The following is an 18561-nucleotide window of genomic DNA, read 5'->3' on the forward strand; positions in this document are numbered from 1 at the left end:
TGCCATGACTGCCCAGATCCGCCCCTCGCTTGCGGCCTGTCCGGCCTGTGTCGCGGCCCCGCAGGACGTTGCTGAACAAGCTCCAACCGAGGCGCGGCTGGCGCTGTCCTTGCCCGGCATTCACTGCCAGGCCTGTATTTCAGCGGTGGAGCGGGAGCTGAGCGCACACCCCGGCATTCATTCCGCACGGGTCAATCTGACGCTGAAACGCGCATTGATTGAGGCCGAGCCGGACCTGCGCGCCGTGGATCTGATTCCGGTATTGGAAAGCATCGGCTACGAGGCGCACGAACTGGATCTGGCAGCGCTGGCTGCCACCCAGAACGACAAGGCAGGCCGCGATCTCTTGATGCGGCTGGCGGTGGCTTTCTTTGCCTCGATGAATGTGATGCTGCTGTCGGTTTCCGTTTGGTCCGGGGCATCGGATGCGACGCGGGACATGTTCCATTGGATCTCTGCCGCGATCACTTTTCCCGCGATCATCTTCGCAGCACAGCCGTTTTTTGCCAACGCCTGGACCGCCTTGCGGGTCGGGCGCCTGAATATGGATGTGCCGATTGTGCTGGCGCTGGTTCTGGCGCTGGTCACCTCGCTTTGGGAGACGTCACTGTCGGGCGAGCATGCCTATTTCGATGCCGCGCTGACGCTGACGTTCTTCCTGCTGGCGGGCCGCTATCTGGATTACCGCACCCGTGCGGTTGCGCGTTCTGCCGCCGAGGAGCTGGCAGCGTTGGAAGTGCCCCGCGCCATCCGGTTGCTGGACGGGGATGAGTACGAGGTGCCGGTGGCGGATCTGGCCATCGGCGACCTGATCCTGGTGCGCCCCGGCGGGCGGATGCCGGTGGACGGTGCGATTGTCGAGGGGCGGTCGGAACTGGACCGCTCGCTGCTGACCGGCGAGACGCTGCCGGTCTTTGCAGAACCCGGTCTGGCGGTGTCAGCCGGCGAGGTGAACCTGACTGGCCCGCTGACCATCCGGGCGACTGCGGTGGGCGAGGATACCTCGCTGCACCGGATGACCGATCTGGTCGCCATCGCTGAATCGGGCCGCTCGCGCTATACTTCTCTCGCCGACAGTGCGGCTAAGCTTTATGCGCCCGGGGTGCATATCCTGTCGGCGCTCGCTTTTGCTGGCTGGTACTTCTACACGTTTGACATCCGCACGGCGCTGAACATTGCCGCGGCGGTGCTCATCATCACCTGCCCCTGCGCGCTGGGCCTTGCGGTGCCAGCGGTAACCACCGCTGCCTCGGGCCGGTTGTTCAAGAAGGGCATGCTGATCAAACACGCCACAGCGCTGGAGCGGCTGGCGGAGGTCGATACCGTGGTCTTTGACAAGACCGGCACGCTGACTGCCGGCACGCCGCAAGTGATCAACCTGGGTGATCATGCCCGCGCCGATCTGGAGATTGCGCTGGCGCTGGCCGAAGGGTCCTCGCATCCGCTGTCGGTGGCACTGGTGCGTGCTGCGCGGGACGCCGGGGTCGCTGCTGCCGAGGTGCAGGACATCGCCGAGGTGCCGGGCTATGGCACAGAAGGCCTGTTCCGCGGGACCCGCGTGCGGCTGGGGCGTGCGGCCTGGGCCGGCGCCGAGCAGGGCAGCCAGACGGCGGCCTGGCTGGACAGCGGGACGGGGGAGGCGAAGGCGTTTTTGTTCACCGATGCCCTGCGTCCCGGTGCTGCGGAAGCGGTGCAGGCGCTGAAGGACGCAGGCAAGGATGTGCTGCTGATCTCCGGCGACACCACTGGCGCGGTGGAGGATCTGGCCGGGCGGCTGGGGATTGCAAAATGGGTGGCCGAAGCGCTGCCGGCTGACAAATCCGCCCGTGTGCAGATGCTGACAGAGCAAGGCAAAAAGGTTCTGATGGTTGGCGACGGCCTGAATGACACCGCGGCGCTGGCGGCGGCGCATGTGTCAATCTCGCCTGCATCGGCGCTGGATGCGGCGCGGGTGGCCTCGGATATCGTGCTGCTGGGGCAGGATCTTTCCCCGATTGCCGAGGCCTGCAGCGTGGCGCAAAAGGCAACCCGCCGGATCCGTGAGAATTTCCGTATTGCCACGCTGTACAACGTGATTGCAGTGCCGCTGGCGATTGCCGGGCTGGCAACACCCTTGATTGCGGCGCTGGCGATGTCTACCTCTTCCATCACAGTCTCTCTCAATGCGCTGCGGCTGCGATAAGCCGGCGCCAGCCACAACGGACCTGAAGCCATGAGTGTCCTTGCCTATCTGATCCCGATTTCACTGATCCTCGGCTCGGTCGGGCTGGCGGCGTTCTTTTATACACTGCGCAGCAACCAGTATGACGACCCGGAAGGCGACTCCCGCCGGATCCTGAGCGATGAGTGGGACGACAAGCCCAAGCCATGATGCGGGCGGCCTGCGCCTGTGCGAATAACAAAACTGGACTCGCCGCGATTCAGTTCCGGTCTCTTTCAAGCGATGCCCGCATTGAAGGAGGCAATGCATGGCACCGGGATACAGCGGCGAATTCCTGCGTGATGCGGTTCGAATTGCAACGGCAAGCGGCTTGACGCGCCCGTAAACCGCTTCATATCCGGGCGTTGGGGTTTCGACCCTGAACAAGGGGGGCAGCAACACCAGAATGACGGCCTGATGTCTGGCCCGCATGAAGATGCAGAGAAAGAAAATGCCCGCCTGCGCAAAGAAGCCCGCCTGCTGCGTGAGGAGAGGGAGGTGCTAAAATAGGCGGTAATAGTCTTTGCAGGCCTAAGCCGGTGAGGGTCGCTTTCACTGATGCCTGGAAGGACGTTTGGCGAGTCGAATTTCTGTGCAGGGTCATGCAGGTAACATCACGCACCATATCATGCGTGGCGGGTTCGCCCAATGAGCCGCCGGCAGCGCGATGATATTGTGATTTTGGCGCATATCCGGGAACAGCACCGCCTTAGCCTGCAAAGCTGCGGGCGGCCACGAATGATCGGGGAAATGCAGGCGGCGGGCCTGAATGCAGGGCATCGAAGAGCAGGCCGGCTGATGCGGGAGAATGAGGTCAAAGCCATCCGAGTCCGCCTGCGCAAAGCCACAACAGACAGCAATCACGCTTTCAATATTGCGCCAGACTTGCTCAACTAGGATTTCTCAGCCAACGGACTCAATCAGAAATGGGCTGGGGACATCTCCTTTATCCAGGCCAGCGAGGGTGGCTGTAGCTGGCCGTGATCATCGGCCTTTACTGCCGCCGTGTCATTGGGTGGGCGGCGGCACTCGGAAGACAGGGGACTTGGCGATCCCTGCGCTTTATATGGCCGTGGCATTGCGCCGGCCGCTAAAGGACTGCATCCACCAACTGGTCGCGGATCTCAGTATTGTTCTGGTAATTGTCAAAATCGCCTGACGCAGCATGGCTTTCTCGTCTCGATGAGCGGCAAAGGCAACTGCTGCGACAATTCCCTTCCCGGCAGATTTGCAACGTAAACCGCCTGCCAGGCAGTGCATGGTCGAAACGGTCTTCAAATCCCCAAAGCTGAACGGATCCGGCGCAATCGTTGGGAAACACGGCGGTAAGCCGAGGGGGCGGTATTCCAATACACCAATGGGGTCTGCAATCCGCGCAGGCGGCGGCCGTCCCTTGGCGGGAAAAGTCCATTGGCTTTCGAGAGAAGGGCTGCCTGACATGAGCTGAGAGACCGGAACTTATGCGCGGCAAGTCCAAACCCTCCCGCCCCAGCAGGTGTCCTGGCTAGCGCCAGAGCACCTTGGCAGCGTTGGGCGTGGCACCGCGCAAAGCGCGGTGCCACGCCCAACGCAAGAAAGTCTTTTTGCAGAAAAGGCTGACGACGGGCGGGAGCGTTTGATCGAATCTTGGCCGGGTTCTTGGGGGGCGGCTATGAAAAAGGCGCCGCTGGGGCGCCTTCTATTCTGCATTCTGTGCCGTTCGCGTCAGGATGGGCCGATCGGTTTGCAGGTCACGTTGCGGGCGTTCAGGCGGCGGCAGACGAGTTCCGCCTGATCCTGGCTCATGCCGAGGAAATTGGCTTCGAACCCGCGCCGGGTCTTGGCTACTTTGCGCAAGGAGCCGTCCAGTGTTTCCAGCTCCGACAGGGCCGTGCGAAGCAGAACCTTCTCGGCCTGGTAACGGCTGGTGTAGAGACCGATATTTACACCCCAGTAACGCCCGCCGGAAGTGGAGAGACGGGTCACAACCACCGGCTCCGGTTCGGGCGAGGCGTTTGCAAGGGCCAGGCTGGCCGGGCGGGCCACGGGCCTCAGACCGGTAAAGGGCACCTGTTGCACCGCTGCGATGACCGTGGCTGTTGCGGCTTGGGCTGGCGGCGCGGGTTCTGCCTCCGCTTCGGCGAGGGCAACGGCAATGCTGTTGCGGATGGCATCGCCCTGCACGGCACCTTCGGCACTGACGGTCTGGACATTTTCGATCTGCTCCGCTTGCGGTGCGGTTTGTGCAGTGTCCTCAGCAGCTTCGGCCGGCGGCGTCTGCAGGGCTTCCTCAAGTGCGGCTACCAGCATCGGCGACTCGGCGCGGCCCGGGCGCGTTTTGGGCCGCAGGCTGGTGTTGACCTGGCCGCTGACCCGGATGGTCTTGCCCGCAGCACCTTCGCTGCTGCCGCTGTCCCCAGCGTCTGCTACCACTACGCCTGCACCTTGGTACGCGGGCCGGCGCGGCTTGCGCAGAGCAGCACGCGACGGCGCCCGGCGGAAGCCGAGATCCAGCAGTTCCGCCACTTTGGCATTGCGTGCGGTGGAGGATTTGCCGCCGAACACGGTCGCGATGATCCGCTCGTTGCCGCGCTTGGCCGAGGCCACCAGATTGGAGCCGGCGGCCCGGGTATAGCCGGTCTTGATTCCGTCGGCACCGCGATAGCTGGCCAGCAGGCGGCGGTTGGTGTTGGGCACTTCGCGCACGCCGGCATTAGTGGTGCGGCGGGAGAACAGGTTGTAGTATTCAGGGTAGTCATAAAGCAGATGCCGCCCCAGCGTGGTCATGTCGCGCGCCGTCGACATATGCCCGCTGGCCGTCAGGCCATGGGCGTTCTTGAAAGTTGTACGACTCATCCCCAGCGCCTTGGCGGTGCGGTTCATGCGGCGGGCAAAGGCCGCCTCGGAGCCGGACAGCGTCTCGCCGATGGCGGTGGCGGCGTCATTGGCGGATTTCACTGCTGCGGCGCGGATCAGATAGCGAAAGGCAATCCGCTGGCCGGAACGCAGCCCCAGTTTCGAGGGCGGCTCGGCTGCTGCGTTGCGGCTGATCTTGACCTTGGTCTCAAGCGTGATTTCGCCGTTCCGCACCGCCTCGAACGCGATGTAGAGGGTCATCATCTTGGTCAATGATGCGGGATGCAGGCGGGTGTCGGCATTGCGCGAATGCAGCACTTCGCCGGTGCGGGAATCAATCACCATCGCCGCATAGGGCGCCGCAGCGGCCTGGTGCGGCTGAAGCGCCAGCACAAATGCTGCGATAAGAAATACCGCGGCTGCCCTCAGGAACCGGGTACACGTACCCCCGCCTGACGCCGGATTTACCTGCGTGATCACTGCCATGTTTGCCTCATGCCGCCGGTTTTCCGGCTGACGTTTTTGCCTGTGACCCAAAGCCTAACACAGGGTTACTGAGGAATAAACAGCGGCGACACGGGCCGTTCAGCGCTATGCGCGCCATCCTGCCGGCATCTTGTGGGGGTGTCCAACGGCTCCTCTAGATGCAGTAAGTGCTAACAGAAGGTTACCGAAAAAAGTTGTGTTTTCCAGATCGCGCGGTGGCCGAATGTCAGCCCTGCAGGCCGTATAGGCCGGGTCTGAGCCGTTAACCTGCGTGAAAATTGGTCACGTAGAAGGGAGTGGAATAGCTCAGGCCAAGGGAAAATTCGCAAGGCTGGGACAACTGCGCCTTGATACGGGATTCGAGGTCCGCCAGCAGGGCGCGGGAAAATGCTTCGTCCCGGTGCGGCTTGGTCAGCAGCGCCACAGTGATGGCAATGTGGCTGTGATGGAACTGCGCTGCCGGATAGGCCCGGCCTTTGCAGGCCCCGGCGCCGCTGTCGTGTTGCAGGATCACGGTCTCGATCTCTGCCAGGATGGATTTGGCGTCGATTTCCAAATCGCTGGAGAATTTCAGTTCGGCATGCGGCATCTATCCGGCGTCTCCGCTTTGGTTTGGCAAAGGGATAGCTGGCCGGAATAGGTCCGTCCAGCATCCAATCCCCGGGACTGTCAGCAAAGGCTGTTCACCAAATCCGCCAGCCCGCTCAGATCGGCAATTTCGGTATAGCGGGGGCTCTGTTCGGGGGCTTCGGCGTGTTCGACCTCCCAGACCAGCCCGTGCGGCACATAGGTGCCCCAGGCGCCGGCGCCGATGGCTGCAACCACGTCAGAGCGCATGGAATTGCCCACCATCATCGCGTGCGCCGCCCCGTCGCCGTGGCGGGCGAAGATGTCGTGATAAACCTCTGGTGTTTTCTCCGAGACCACCTCGACCCCGTCGAACAGTTCGCCCAGGCCCGATTGCGCCAGCTTGCGTTCCTGGTCCAGAAGGTCGCCCTTGGTGATCAGCACGACCTTGTAGCGGCCGGCCACCGCCTCAACCGCTTCGCGCGCATGGGGCAGCAGTTCGATGGGATAGGAGAGCATCATCTGCCCTGCAGTGATCAGTTCCTTGATCACAGAGGCAGGCACCTGTTCCTGCGTCACCTCGATCGCGGTTTCGATCATAGACAGCGTGAACCCCTTCACCCCGTAGCCATAGCGCCCCAGATTGCGCTTTTCGGCGTCCAGAAGCAGCCGTTCCAGCCGCTCCGGGCCGATGTCGGCGGGGGTGTGATCCATCAGCAATTCGGCGAATCTTTCCTGGGTGACGCGGAAGAACCGTTCGTTGTGCCAAAGGGTATCGTCGGCATCAAAGCCGATTGTTGTCAAATTACGTATCAATCTGCGGGTCTCAGTCTCTTTTCCTAAACTGTATAGAGGCTATATAAGCCTCACAGGAAATTCCACGTATCAACGGATCAAATTGCTTATGCCGCTACAGCACATCATGATGACCGACCATTCAGATGACGATATCGAATCTGGCGTCCTGACCAAGACGCGGCCGAAAACCAAGCGCCCGCCGCGCTATAAGGTGCTGCTGCTGAATGACGACTACACACCGATGGAATTTGTCGTCCTGGTGCTGGAGCGGTTCTTTGGCATGACCCACGCACAAGCGTTCGAAATCATGCTGACAGTGCATAAGAAAGGCGTTGCCGTGGTTGGTGTGTTCAGCCATGAGGTGGCTGAGACCAAGGTTGGCCAGGTGATGGATTTCGCCCGCCGCCAGCAGCACCCGCTGCAATGCACCATGGAAAAAGAAGAATAAAGAGGCTCTTAGATGTCCGTTCGCCTGTCATTGGCCGCCCAATCGGGCGGCTTTGCTGTTCCGTCAGAGGGCCGCATCGCCGTGTTTCATCCGCGCAGCGATCACGACCTGTCAGCCCTGCCCAAGGAGCAGCTGCTGATCGTCCAGCCTCTGCGCCCCGACCACGATCACTTTGCCGCGCTGGGCTATGCCTGCACCCCGGCACTGGAGGCGGATGAGGCGCTGGCCGCAGCCGTTGTCTTTATTCCGCGTGCCAAAGCGCTGGCGCGGATGCTGATCGCCCAGGCGGCGGCAGCGACACAGGGGCAGGTGCTGATTGATGGCGTCAAAACCGAGGGCATCGATTCGGTTCTGAAGGATCTGCGCAAGCGTTGTGAACCCTCGGTTCCGGTTTCCAAGGCGCATGGCAAGGTGTTCTGGATCGACGGCGGCACCGATCTGTCCGAGTGGCTGCCAACAGAACCGCAGCAGGTTGAAGGCTTCACCACCGCGCCGGGCGTGTTCTCGGCGGACGGGATTGACCCCGCGTCCCGTATGCTGGCGGCGGCGCTGCCGCAGAAGCTGGGCCGGTGCGTCGCCGATCTGGGGGCAGGCTGGGGATATCTGTCGGCTGAGGTGCTGAAACGCGAGAGTGTCGAGGAGCTGCATCTGGCCGAGGCGGATTACCACGCGCTGGCCTGCGCGCGGCAGAATGTGGCAGACAGCCGGGCACAGTTTCACTGGGTGGATGCCCGCACCTGGAAGGCGCCGGGCACTGTGAACACCGTGGTGATGAACCCGCCGTTCCACACTGGCCGCACGGCGGAGCCGTCGCTGGGCCAGGCCTTCATCGGGGCAGCAGCAGCGATGCTGGCGCCCTCGGGCAGCCTGTGGATGGTGGCCAACCGGCATCTGCCTTACGAGGTGGCGCTGGGTGAACGCTTTGCCCAGGTGCGCGAGGAGGGCGGCGACAACCGTTTCAAGATCCTGCATGCGGCGCGGCCGAAACGGCGGCGCAAGTAACCGCGTGCGGGGCGCAATGCCGGTTTCCAAACCGGCAGGCCCGGTCTAACGTGCCGCCCAGAGTGCCACAGGCCAGATTTTTACAGGCCAGATTGTTACAGGGGAGTGCCCTAACATGTCCTTTTCGATCTCCGGTAAAACCGCCATCGTGACTGGCGCCTCCAGCGGCATCGGCCTGGCGATCGGCAAGCAGTTTGCCGATGCCGGCGCCAATGTGATGTTTGCCGACACCCATGAGGCGCAGCTGGTGGCCGAGCTGGGCGAGCAGGCCGAGGAAAGCAATATCCGCTATTTCGCAGGCGACCTGCGCGAGCGGCTGACCATTGCCAATCTGCTGTCGGCCACCATCGACGCCTTTGACGGGGTGGATATCCTGGTCAACGGTGCGCGCCAGATGGTGGCAACCGATCCGCTGGATCCCGCCGATGACACCTTGGACCAGCTGCTGATGCAAAGCCTGCTGCCCGCCGTGCGCCTGTCGCAGCAAGTGGCCAAACGGATGATCCGGCAGGGCGAGGAAGATGAGGACAGCAACGGCCCGCTGGGCAGCATCATCAACCTGTCGTCGATCGCCGCACGCCGCACCCACCCTGAGCTGATGGCCTATTCGGTGGCCTCTGCCGCGCTGGATCAGGCGACCCGCTCCCTGTCGGTGGCGCTGGCGCCGTACAAGATCCGGGTGAACTCAATTGCTTTTGGTTCAGTGATGAGCGCGTCGATGCGGACCACCCTTAAGGACAACCGCAGCTACCGCCAGGATATCGAGGCGCATACACCGCTGGGCCGTATCGCCTCGCCCACTGAACTGACCGAGACGGCGCAGTATCTGGCCTCCGACGCCTCTGGTTTCATGACCGGCCAGGTTCTGACGCTGGACGGCGGCCGCACGCTTCTGGATCCGGTGGCGGCACCGGTCCACTGATCAGAAAGACCCCGTATGACTGCTGAGATGAAGACCGAAAAGGCCCAGGCTGCTGCCTGGTTCCGGGACCTGCGCAACCAGATCGTTGCGGCGTTCGAGGGGCTGGAGGACAGCCACAGCGAAGGCCCGTTTGCAGACATGGCGCCGGGCCGGTTCGAGGTGACAGAGACCACGCGGACGTCGGATGACGGATCAGATGCGGGGGGCGGGCTGATGAGCGTGATGCGCGGCGGCCGGGTGTTTGAGAAGGTCGGGGTCAATATCTCCGAGGTGTACGGCACCCTTGGCGAACGGGCGCAAAACGCGATGGCGGCGCGCAAAGGCATTCCGGGGATGAAGGACGATCCGCGGTTCTGGGCCTCGGGCATCTCGTTGGTGGCGCATATGCGCAATCCGCATGTGCCGGCAGTGCATATGAACACCCGGATGTTCTGGACCCCGCACGCATGGTGGTTCGGCGGCGGCTCGGATTTGAACCCCTGCATTGAATACGATGAGGATACCGCGCATTTTCACGGCCAGCAAAGGCAGCACCTGGATCCGCATGGGGAAGATCAGTATCCGCGGCTGAAAGAATGGGCGGATGAGTATTTCTACATCCCCCACCGCAAGCGCGCCCGCGGGGTGGGCGGCATCTTCATGGACGACCAATGCTCTGGCGATTGGGCGGCGGATTTTGCCCTGACCCGGGATATTGGCCGCGCCTTCCTGCCGGCCTTTGTGCCGCTGGTCGAAAAACGCCGGGTGCAGGCGTATTCCGAGGCAGACAAGGATGCCCAGCTGATCCACCGCGGCCTCTATGCTGAATACAATCTGGTCTATGACCGCGGCACCAAATTCGGGCTGGAAACCGGCCATGACGCCAACGCGGTGCTGATGAGCCTGCCGCCCCTGGCGAAATGGGTCTGAGCCAGCCGCAGCTGTGACATGCTGAACGCGCCGCCTGCAAAGCGGCGCGTTTCTTTCTGCGGCGGATTTATGCTGGTTTTCCGCCTTCAGGCGCGACTTTGCGCCACCCTGCGCTAAGGTGAAAAATAACAGGCAAAGAAAACAGCAGTTTTTCACGAGGCGAGGCAGGGAGCAGATCACATGCGCAGATTGGTTCTGGGGATTCTGGCAATGGCACTGGCGGCGGGGTGCGGCGGGCCGCCGGACAGGGCGGTGAAGGCGCCGGAAGTCACCCGCACCGAGCCTGCCAATGGGCGGCTGTCCGGGTTGCGGACATATCCCCGGTTCGGCGACCGTGATCCGCATGCGTGGGAGGGGCGCAAGCCCTGGTCCTATCCGGTTCACGGCATCGACGTGTCGCGCTATCAGGGAGAGATCGACTGGCGCAGGGTGCGCCGCTCCGGCGTTTCATTCGCCTATATCAAGGCCACCGAGGGCGGCGATCACACCGACGCGATGTTCCGCGACAACTGGCGCGGCGCGCGTGCTGCGGGGCTGAAACGCGGCGCTTATCATTATTATTACTTCTGCCGACCCGCGGCCGAGCAGGCGCGCTGGTTCATCCGCAATGTGCCAAGGGATGCAAACGCGCTGCCGCCGGTGCTGGATATGGAGTGGAACCACCGCTCCCGCACCTGCAGAACACGGCCCGACGGCGCCAAGGTCAGGGCCGAGGCGCGCAAGTTTCTGAACATTCTTGAACGTCACTACGGCAAGCGCCCGGTGGTTTACACCACGGTGGATTTCTACCACGACACCGGCATCGGGCGCCTTAGCGGCACCGAGTTCTGGCTGCGTTCAGTCGCGGGCCATCCGCGCAAGGTCTACCCGGGCGAAAGCTGGAGCTTCTGGCAGTATTCCGGCACCGGCGAGGTGCCGGGGGTGGCGGGCGACGTGGACCTAAACACCTTCCGCGGCAGCCCGGAAAGCTGGCTCAGGTGGTCGGGCCAGATTTGATGCGTGATGCAAGGGGGCTTTGCCCCCTCGCGCCTTGGGCGCTTTTCCTCAGGATTAAGTGTTTGTCATTGCCGTTGATGCGGCCTGTGCCAGATTGAGGGCGGCCGGTTTTCCGGGTGGCCATCCGGGGAACTGGCGGCGGGTGGGCGATCCCTGGAAAGACCTGAAACTGGCGGCATTGCGGTGGTAAAATATCCCGCCAGCCGCCGCGCCATATGTCCGGCCATCCGAACGGTAGATGGGCCTTCGCCGCCGCCGCGGCGATCTGGCCCCATTTGCAAAGGATCCCGGCCACTGTCAGGGCCGCCGTCATGCATCTGGCGGGCGCAAGGATGTACGCGCCAGTCTCTATACGGCGGCGCTTTCCGCCCTGGACAGCAATGCGGAGATCCGCAATTTTGCAGCCAAGTTGAAGGCGCGCGGCAAGCCAACAAAAGCGACCCTCACCGCCATCATGCGCAAACTGATCGTCATCATGAATACCGTGCTCAAAGAGCGGCAGGCGTCAAATCACTGCTGTGCGGCAAAACCGCGGCTGCGGCCGTTCGCAGCGATGCACATGATCTGGTAAGGAGCGCAGACAAACCTGTCAGTGGCTATCAGATCTGGTCGTGTAAGCTGTTGAGAAATGAAGGCTGCATTGCCCGCCCCTTATCTTACCGGCATCTTGTTGGCCTATGGCGTATTCATGATTGCCATGGGCAAGATCACGAAGCAGGGTGATCGCTGCATTCGCAAGCTGTTGGCCGTAGGGATGGCAACGCGCGCTGTGATGGCGAAACGTTCGCCAGAAAAGGCCGGTCTGTGGACCGCGAAGATCATCGCAGACAAACCATTCCGACTGGCAACAACAGCAATGGCCAACAAGGCCGCTCGGGCCGTCTGGGCGATGCTCACGAAGAAACAGGAATACCGGCAGCCTGCGTTCTGACCGCGCCGGCTGCGTACGAGATGCAAGACGTCGAAGTGATGATGCGGAATTAAGACAACCAAGTGCAAGGTGCGGATACGCCCCGTAATCCCGATGCATTGGTTCTGGAGATGCATCGTTGTTGACAGTTTTCTGTATCTGATCCGAAGGCGGGTCGAACAGTGCATTAACAAACTCAAGAACATCCGGAGGATCGCAACCCGCTGGAGTAGGAAAGCCGAGAGCTTTCTGAATGCCATCGGCGTCACTTCAATCCTGGTCTGGCTGCGGCCTTTGCCGACATGACCTTGTTGCCAGCGGAAACCTTACCCGGACCTGTGTTTGGGACATGTGATGAAAATTATTGCGCAGCCAGAGATCCCATGCTGAGCTATGGTTTCCGAGAGCGTGCTGAGACCGCAAGACACTGTCCGTGCTCCCGGCTTGGAGACATCCACAGCTATTGTGACAGGCGTGGCGGGAGGCATGCCTTGGCGGAGCAGCCCGTCGCGGACCCGGGGGGCCTGTCCGACCGACATGTAAAAGACAATTGTGGTTCCGGGCTTTGCATACCGGGCGCAGTCGGGCAGAGGGTCTCCGGCCCGGCATCTGGCGGTGGTCAGCACAAGCGTGTCCGACACGCCACGTTCAGTCAGCGGCAGGCCCGTCTGCGCCGCGGCAGCGCAGGCGGCGGTCACGCCGGGTATGATTTCCGTTGCAATTCCGGCCGCGCGGGCGGCGGCCAGTTCTTCGGCAGCACGGCCAAAGATGCCGGGATCCCCCGATTTCAGGCGCACGACATGCCGGCCCTTCAGTGCCTCTGCCACAATGACCGCGTTGATCCTGTCCTGCGGCCAGGCGTGGGCGCCGACGTGTTTGCCGACAAAGACCCGTTTGGCCGCAGACGGGACCAGTTCCAGGACCTCCTCATCAACCAGGCGGTCGTAGAAAACCGTGCCGGCCTGCTGCAGCCGTTGCATCGCGCGCAGCGTCAGCAGGTCGCGTGCGCCGGGGCCTGCGCCGACCAGGGCAAGCGTGCCTGGTGCGGTTTGATTTGCCGGAGAATCTGTCATTCGGAACCGTCCTATTCTGCGGCTTGCCGGATCGGGCGCCGTGCCAGCAAGTCAGCAATGTCAGGGCGGCAGGAGCCGCAGTTCGTGCCCGCCTGCAAGGCGGCGCCGACGTCTGCAATGCTCATCAGCCCGCCGTTTTCAATGGCGTGCAGAATGGTGTTGGCCCCGACGCTGAAGCAGGCGCAAACCACCGGGCCGGGGTCGGGCTGGTCCGCTGCGGGACGGCCGGTCAGCACGCCTGCCGCGCCGGTTCCCGGCAGGCCGGCCAGGTAATCCCGGCTGACCGCCACCGGTTCCGGCGCGGTGAACAATGCGGCCATGACCTTGCCATCTTGAATCAGGGCCAGCCGGGCAATGCCCTTGCACCTGTCTGTCATCATTTGCACTTCGGCCTCCGGAAGGGCGAACAGCTCCCGCGCGGCGGCCTCCGGTTCCACAAGGGAGGCCAGCCCGGCGAGTTCTGCACGGTATCCGGCTTTGGTGCGTGCCATGGCCCAGTAGTCCGCCACCGGCGTCATCGGCAGGCGCGAGACTGCAAACCCGTACCAAGCTGGCTGCCAGCGTTCCGCCGCAACAACCGTGGCCTTGCTTTCGGGCTGTCCCGAAACCGGATCGACGGCGGCGGCGACAAGTCTGTCAATACGCGCAGCGGGGGCGGTTTCGCCGGTCCAGTGGATCGGCACGAACAGATCGCCGGGCTGCACATCTGCCGTGATCCGGGCGCGCAGGATGGCCTGCCCATGCGGGCTGCTGAGGCGCAGCAGATCCGCAGTTTTTACCCCAAGCGCCTGGGCGTCCTGCGGATGGATGTCGGCAAAGGGCTCTGCCAGGTGGCCCGACAGGCGCGGCGCCAGCGCGGTGCGGGTCATCGTGTGCCACTGGTCCCGGATGCGGCCGGTGTTCAGGCGGAACGGGTAGCGGCGGCCTTGCGCGGCCGCCGGAGGGCAGCAGCGGACCGGCAGCATGCGGGCCTTGCCGTCCGGGTGAAAGAACTGCCCGTCTGCAAAGAAACGGCCGCCCTGGCGGCTGCGGCTGACCGGCCAGCGCTGCGGGAGCAGATCGTCGTAGTCCTGGCCGGAGATCGCGGCGAGGCCGGAGATGTCGAAGTCCAGCCCGAAGCTGCCGGCCAGGCCGGACAGCGCTGCGTGCTCGCGGAAGATCTCTGCTGGTGTCTGATAGCCGAACGCCGCGCCCCAGCCAATGCGCCTGCCTGCGTCTGCCAGAATGTCCCAGTCGGCGCGGGCCTGGCCGGGCGGCGGCAGAATGGCACGCTGGCGGCTGATTGTGCGGTCCGAATTGGTGACAGTGCCGTCCTTTTCCGCCCAGGCAGCGGCGGGCAGCAGCACATCCGCCAGCCGGGCGGTGTCGGTTGCGGCGGTGATATCGCTGACCACGGTGAAATCGCAGGCTTTGATGGCGGCGGAGACGGCATCGGCCTCCGGCATGGTCACGGCGGGGTTGGTGTGGATGATCCAGAGTGCCTTGAGCCGCCCGTCGCCCGCGGCGCGGAACAGGTCGACAGCCTTCAGGCCCGCCCGGTCCGGCATCGCGGGAGCGCCCCAGAACTCCTGCACCGCCGCGCGGTGGCTTTCATTTTCCAGATCCATGTGGCAGGCCAGCATATTGGCCAGCCCGCCCACTTCGCGCCCGCCCATGGCGTTGGGCTGGCCGGTCACCGAAAACGGCCCGCTGCCGGGCTTGCCGATCCGGCCGGTGGCCAGATGGCAGTTCAGGATCGCATTCACCTTGTCTGTCCCGGACGTGGACTGGTTCACGCCCTGGCTGAAGATGGTCACCACTTTTTCCGTGCGCATCCAAAGGTTGCAGAAGGCTGTGATTTCGCTGCCAGACAGCCCTGTCACCGCGGCATCGCAGACAAAGGCGGCTTCCAGCGTTTCACCGAGCCCATTCACGTTACTCAGGTAATCCGCGTCCAGCGCGCCGCCTTCGCAGAGGACAGCCAAGAGCCGGTTGAACAGCGCCACATCGCTGCCGGCCCGCAGTTTCAGATGCATGTCGGCCTGGTCGCAGCTCGCCGTGCGGCGCGGGTCAATCACCACCAGCTTGGTGCCGCGCGCCGCGCGCGCTGCCAGGATGCGCTGGTGCAGCACCGGGTGGCACCAGGCGAGGTTGGAGCCGACCAGCACGATCAGATCCGCTTCCTCCAGATCGTCATAGGTGCCCGGTACCGTGTCGGAGCCGAAGGCGCGTTTGTGCCCCGCCACGGTGGAGGCCATGCAGAGCCGCGAGTTGGTGTCGATATTGGCGGAACCAAGAAAGCCCTTCATCAGTTTGTTGGCGACATAATAGTCTTCGGTCAGCATCTGGCCCGAAAGGTAGAAGCCGACGCTATCCGGGCCGTGCTTTTCCACAGCCTGCCGGAACTTGGCGGCAACCAGATCAAGCGCGCTGTCCCAATCGGTGTCCTGCCCGTTCACCCGCGGCGCCAGCAGGCGGCCTTCCGGCACCACGGTCTCCCCCAGCGCCAGCCCTTTGGAGCAAAGCCGCCCGCGGTTGGCCGGATGCTCCGGGTCGCCGCGCACCGTCAGCCCGCCCATGCCGTCCGGGCGCAGCAGCACGCCGCATCCAGTGCCGCAATAGGGACAGGTGGAGCGGGTTTCCTTGCCGCCGCCGCTCGCCATCACGCCGCGCTCCGCTTACCGACGGCAGCGCCGTCGATCAGCAAGCGGCCCGCCTTGATGTGCAGCGGATAGGTCTCGATCCGGCCCGCGTCGGCGCCCTGCGCTACGCCGGTGTTGAGGTCGAACACCCAGTTGTGCAGCGGGCAAGTCACGCTTTGCCCATGCACGATGCCTTCGGAGAGCGGGCCGCCCTTGTGCGGGCAGCGGTCGTCTGCGGCAAGGACCTCCGCCTCGCCGGTGCGGAACAGGGCGACGCAGCCGACGGGTGTTTTCACCACCCGCGCGCCGTGGAGGGGGATGTCGCTGATGTGGCCGATGTCGATCCAGCTCATTCCGCAGCCTCCAGTGTGAGATTGGCAAGCGGCGCGTATTGTACCCGCGTGGTGCTGTCCTGCGCGTGTTCGGCCCAAGGGTCCTTGCGATAGATTGATTGCGACAGCGTAAACCGGTCTGCCAGCGCCTTGCGGTTCTCCAGATCGTCCACGATCTGCTCCTTGATCCAGTCAAGCCCCACCTTGGCCAGCCATTTGTAGATCCGGTCCAGATACTTGGCGTTCTCGCGGTAGATCTGGGTCATCGCCGAGATCACTTCTATCGCCTCGTCCTCGCTCTCCACCTTGCACAGCAGTTCGGTGCCCTTGATTTCCATGCCCGCAGCACCGCCGACGTGGATCTCATAGCCGCTGTCGACACAGACCACGCCGATGTCCTTGCAGGTCGCCTCGGCGCAATTGCGCGGACAGCCGGAGACCGCGAGTTTCAACTTGTGCGGCGTCCAGGACCCCCAGAGGTGCTGTTCCAGCTTGATGCCCAGCCCGGTACTGTCTTGGGTGCCGAACCGGCAATGGTCGGTGCCGACGCAGGTCTTCACCGTGCGCAGCCCCTTGGAATAGGCATGGCCGGAAACCAGCCCGGCACGGTTCAGATCAGACCAGATGCCGGGCAGATCCTCGCCCTTCACGCCTAGCAGGTCAATGCGCTGCCCGCCGGTGACCTTCACCGTCGGCACATCGTATTTGTCGGCGGCATCGGCGATGGCGCGCAGTTCATCCGGGGTGGTGATGCCGCCCCACATGCGCGGCACCACGGAAAAGGTGCCGTCCTTCTGGATGTTGGCGTGCTTGCGTTCATTGACAAAACGGCTTTGCGGGTCGTCGCGGTATTCCAGCGGCCAGTCCGCCAGCAGGTAATAGTTCACCGCCGGGCGGCAGACATGGCAGCCGTTCGGGGTGGTCCAGCCCAGTTCCTGCCAGACCGCGGCCTGGCTTTTCAGCTCCTGTGATTTGATCAACCGGCGCACGTCCTCGTGGGTGTGGCTGGTGCAGCCGCAAACGGGCTGGGCCTGGGGAACCGCGTAGTCATCGCCCAGCGTCACCGACAACAGCTGTTCCACCAACCCGGTGCAGGTGCCGCAGGAAGCGCTGGCCTTAGTCTGTGCGCGGATTGCGCCCAGATCGGTGGCGCCGCCTTCGATTGCGCTGGTGATCTGCCCCTTGCATACGCCGTTGCAGCCGCAAATCTCCGCCTCAGGCGGCAATGCTGCAACGGCTGACAAAGGGTCCGCGGAGGCGCCCCCCTGAAACGCGGGACCGAAAATCAGCGTCTCGCGCATCCGGGAGATGTCCGTGCCGCCCTGGATCAGCCCGAAGAACCAGCTGCCGTCGGCGGTGTCGCCGTACATCACGGCGCCAACCAGCCGGTCGTCCTCGATCACCAGCCGCTTGTAAATGCCGCGGGCCGGGTCGCGGAAGACGATATCCTCGCGCCCATCGCCCTCGGCGAAATCCCCGGCGCTGAACAGGTCGCAGCCAGTGACCTTGAGCTTGGTCGCCAGTTCCTTGACCGCAAAGGCATTGGGCTGGTCCAGCAGGCTGTCCGCCAGCACTTTGGCCTGATCGTAAAGCGGTGCCACAAGGCCGAACAGATGGCCGTCGAACTCCACGCATTCGCCCACTGCATAGATGTCCGGGTCGGAGGTCTGCATCTGCGCGTTCACCTCGATGCCGCGGGCCACAGTCAGATGCGCGTCATTTGCCAGCCGGGTTTCCGGGCGGATGCCGACCGCCATCACCACCAGATCGGCGCCCAGCGTCTCGCCGCTTTCCAAAAGCACCGCCCCGGCGCGGCCTTCGCCCAGGATCGCCTTGGTCGAAGCCTGGGTTTTCACGGTGATGCCGCGGGCCTCCAGATCCTCGCGCAAGAGATAGCCCGCCGCCTCGTCAAGCTGACGCTCCATCAGATGGCCCATCAGGTGCAGCACGGTCACATCCATGCCGCGTTCGCTGAGCCCCGCAGCCGCTTCAAGCCCCAGCAGGCCGCCGCCGATCACCACCGCCTTGCCGCCCTTGGCCGCGGCTTCGATCATCGCGTTGGTGTCGTCCAGATCGCGGTAGGTGATCACCCCTGGCAGGTCATGGCCCGGCACCGGAATGATGAATGGCGCAGAGCCGGTAGCAATAATCAGCTTGTCGTACGGAACATGCCCGTTCTCTCCTTCGACCACTTTCAACTCGCGGTCGAATTTCACCACATGCTCGCCAAACCGGCAGGTCACGCCGTTCTGCTCGTACCAGTCATCCGAGTGGGTGACGATGTCCTCATAGGTCTTGTCGCCCGACAGCACCGGGCTGAGCATGATGCGGTTGTAATTGCCGCGCGGCTCGGCGTTGAAAAGGGTGATATCGTAGGCGCTGGGGTCGGCATCGAGCAATTGTTCGATCACCCGGCCCGAGGCCATGCCGGCCCCGATGATGACGAGTTTCTGGGTCATGTC

The 18561-nt window shown here is 63.5% G+C and carries 16 protein-coding genes and 1 pseudogene; 10 read left to right on the top strand and 7 right to left on the bottom strand.

Annotation, left to right across the window (positions count from 1 at the left end):
* Positions 1-4: 4 nt before the first annotated feature.
* The 3 genes and pseudogenes from K3724_RS03065 (at position 5) to K3724_RS03075 (ending at position 3637) form a co-directional block, all read left to right on the top strand.
* Positions 5-2182 (top strand): heavy metal translocating P-type ATPase, encoded by a 2178-nt coding sequence (locus tag K3724_RS03065; RefSeq protein WP_259989963.1) that lies wholly within the window; start codon positions 5-7, stop codon positions 2180-2182.
* 30 nt (positions 2183-2212) lie between these two features.
* Entirely contained in the window at positions 2213-2371 is a 159-nt protein-coding gene (gene ccoS, locus K3724_RS03070; RefSeq protein ID WP_027257996.1) for a cbb3-type cytochrome oxidase assembly protein CcoS, read from the top strand.
* A gap of 97 nt (positions 2372-2468) precedes the next feature.
* Positions 2469-3637 (top strand): annotated as a pseudogene (locus K3724_RS03075) (IS3 family transposase).
* 267 nt (positions 3638-3904) lie between these two features.
* Here the strand turns inward: K3724_RS03075 and K3724_RS03080 are convergent.
* From K3724_RS03080 to K3724_RS03090, 3 genes are all read right to left on the bottom strand, one after another.
* Positions 3905-5521: a D-alanyl-D-alanine carboxypeptidase family protein gene (locus K3724_RS03080; protein ID WP_259989967.1), complete on the bottom strand. Its 1617-nt coding sequence runs from the start codon at positions 5519-5521 to the stop codon at positions 3905-3907.
* A 262-nt stretch (positions 5522-5783) separates the two neighbouring features.
* The gene (locus K3724_RS03085; protein WP_259989969.1) at positions 5784-6110 is read right to left on the bottom strand and encodes a hypothetical protein; all 327 of its coding nucleotides are present in this window, start codon (positions 6108-6110) and stop codon (positions 5784-5786) included.
* An 80-nt stretch (positions 6111-6190) separates the two neighbouring features.
* Complete coding sequence (locus K3724_RS03090; RefSeq protein ID WP_259989971.1) at positions 6191-6904, bottom strand: HAD family hydrolase; 714 nt, start codon at positions 6902-6904, stop codon at positions 6191-6193.
* A 106-nt stretch (positions 6905-7010) separates the two neighbouring features.
* Here K3724_RS03090 and clpS point away from each other — a divergent pair, with 106 nt between their 5' ends.
* The 7 genes from clpS (at position 7011) to K3724_RS03125 (ending at position 12094) form a co-directional block, all read left to right on the top strand.
* On the top strand, positions 7011-7334 hold the full coding sequence (clpS, locus tag K3724_RS03095; RefSeq protein ID WP_129372831.1) for an ATP-dependent Clp protease adapter ClpS: 324 nt from the start codon (positions 7011-7013) through the stop codon (positions 7332-7334).
* A gap of 12 nt (positions 7335-7346) precedes the next feature.
* Positions 7347-8336 (top strand): class I SAM-dependent methyltransferase, encoded by a 990-nt coding sequence (locus K3724_RS03100; RefSeq protein ID WP_259989973.1) that lies wholly within the window; start codon positions 7347-7349, stop codon positions 8334-8336.
* Between the two features lie 115 nt (positions 8337-8451).
* Positions 8452-9258 carry an SDR family NAD(P)-dependent oxidoreductase gene (locus K3724_RS03105; protein ID WP_259989975.1) on the top strand — a complete coding sequence of 269 codons (807 nt, stop codon included), beginning with the start codon at positions 8452-8454 and terminating at the stop codon, positions 9256-9258.
* A 15-nt stretch (positions 9259-9273) separates the two neighbouring features.
* Positions 9274-10167 (top strand): oxygen-dependent coproporphyrinogen oxidase, encoded by an 894-nt coding sequence (hemF, locus tag K3724_RS03110; protein ID WP_259989977.1) that lies wholly within the window; start codon positions 9274-9276, stop codon positions 10165-10167.
* A 180-nt stretch (positions 10168-10347) separates the two neighbouring features.
* Positions 10348-11163, top strand: coding sequence for a glycoside hydrolase family 25 protein (locus tag K3724_RS03115; protein ID WP_259989979.1), 816 nt, complete (start codon positions 10348-10350; stop codon positions 11161-11163).
* A 238-nt stretch (positions 11164-11401) separates the two neighbouring features.
* A complete protein-coding gene (locus tag K3724_RS03120; RefSeq protein WP_259989982.1) occupies positions 11402-11734 on the top strand; it encodes a hypothetical protein in 333 nt (110 codons plus the stop codon).
* Between the two features lie 57 nt (positions 11735-11791).
* Positions 11792-12094 (top strand): hypothetical protein, encoded by a 303-nt coding sequence (locus K3724_RS03125; RefSeq protein ID WP_259989983.1) that lies wholly within the window; start codon positions 11792-11794, stop codon positions 12092-12094.
* Positions 12095-12399: 305 nt separating this feature from the next.
* Here K3724_RS03125 and cobA read toward each other — a convergent pair whose 3' ends face one another.
* The 4 genes from cobA to nirB are packed head-to-tail and all read right to left on the bottom strand — an operon-like array spanning position 12400 to position 18558.
* Positions 12400-13146: a uroporphyrinogen-III C-methyltransferase gene (gene cobA, locus K3724_RS03130; protein ID WP_259989985.1), complete on the bottom strand. Its 747-nt coding sequence runs from the start codon at positions 13144-13146 to the stop codon at positions 12400-12402.
* 11 nt (positions 13147-13157) lie between these two features.
* Positions 13158-15788, bottom strand: coding sequence for a nitrate reductase (locus K3724_RS03135; protein WP_259992549.1), 2631 nt, complete (start codon positions 15786-15788; stop codon positions 13158-13160).
* Positions 15788-16120, bottom strand: coding sequence for a nitrite reductase small subunit NirD (gene nirD / locus K3724_RS03140; protein ID WP_259989987.1), 333 nt, complete (start codon positions 16118-16120; stop codon positions 15788-15790). The genes K3724_RS03135 and nirD overlap by 1 nt, the downstream gene beginning before the upstream one ends.
* Positions 16117-18558, bottom strand: a complete 2442-nt coding sequence (gene nirB / locus K3724_RS03145; RefSeq protein ID WP_259989989.1) for a nitrite reductase large subunit NirB — start codon at positions 18556-18558, stop codon at positions 16117-16119. Before nirB ends, nirD begins: the two co-directional genes overlap by 4 nt.
* Positions 18559-18561: the final 3 nt, after the last annotated feature.

Origin of the sequence: Leisingera sp. M658, from assembly GCF_025144145.1 — a bacterium.
Lineage (GTDB): Bacteria > Pseudomonadota > Alphaproteobacteria > Rhodobacterales > Rhodobacteraceae > Leisingera.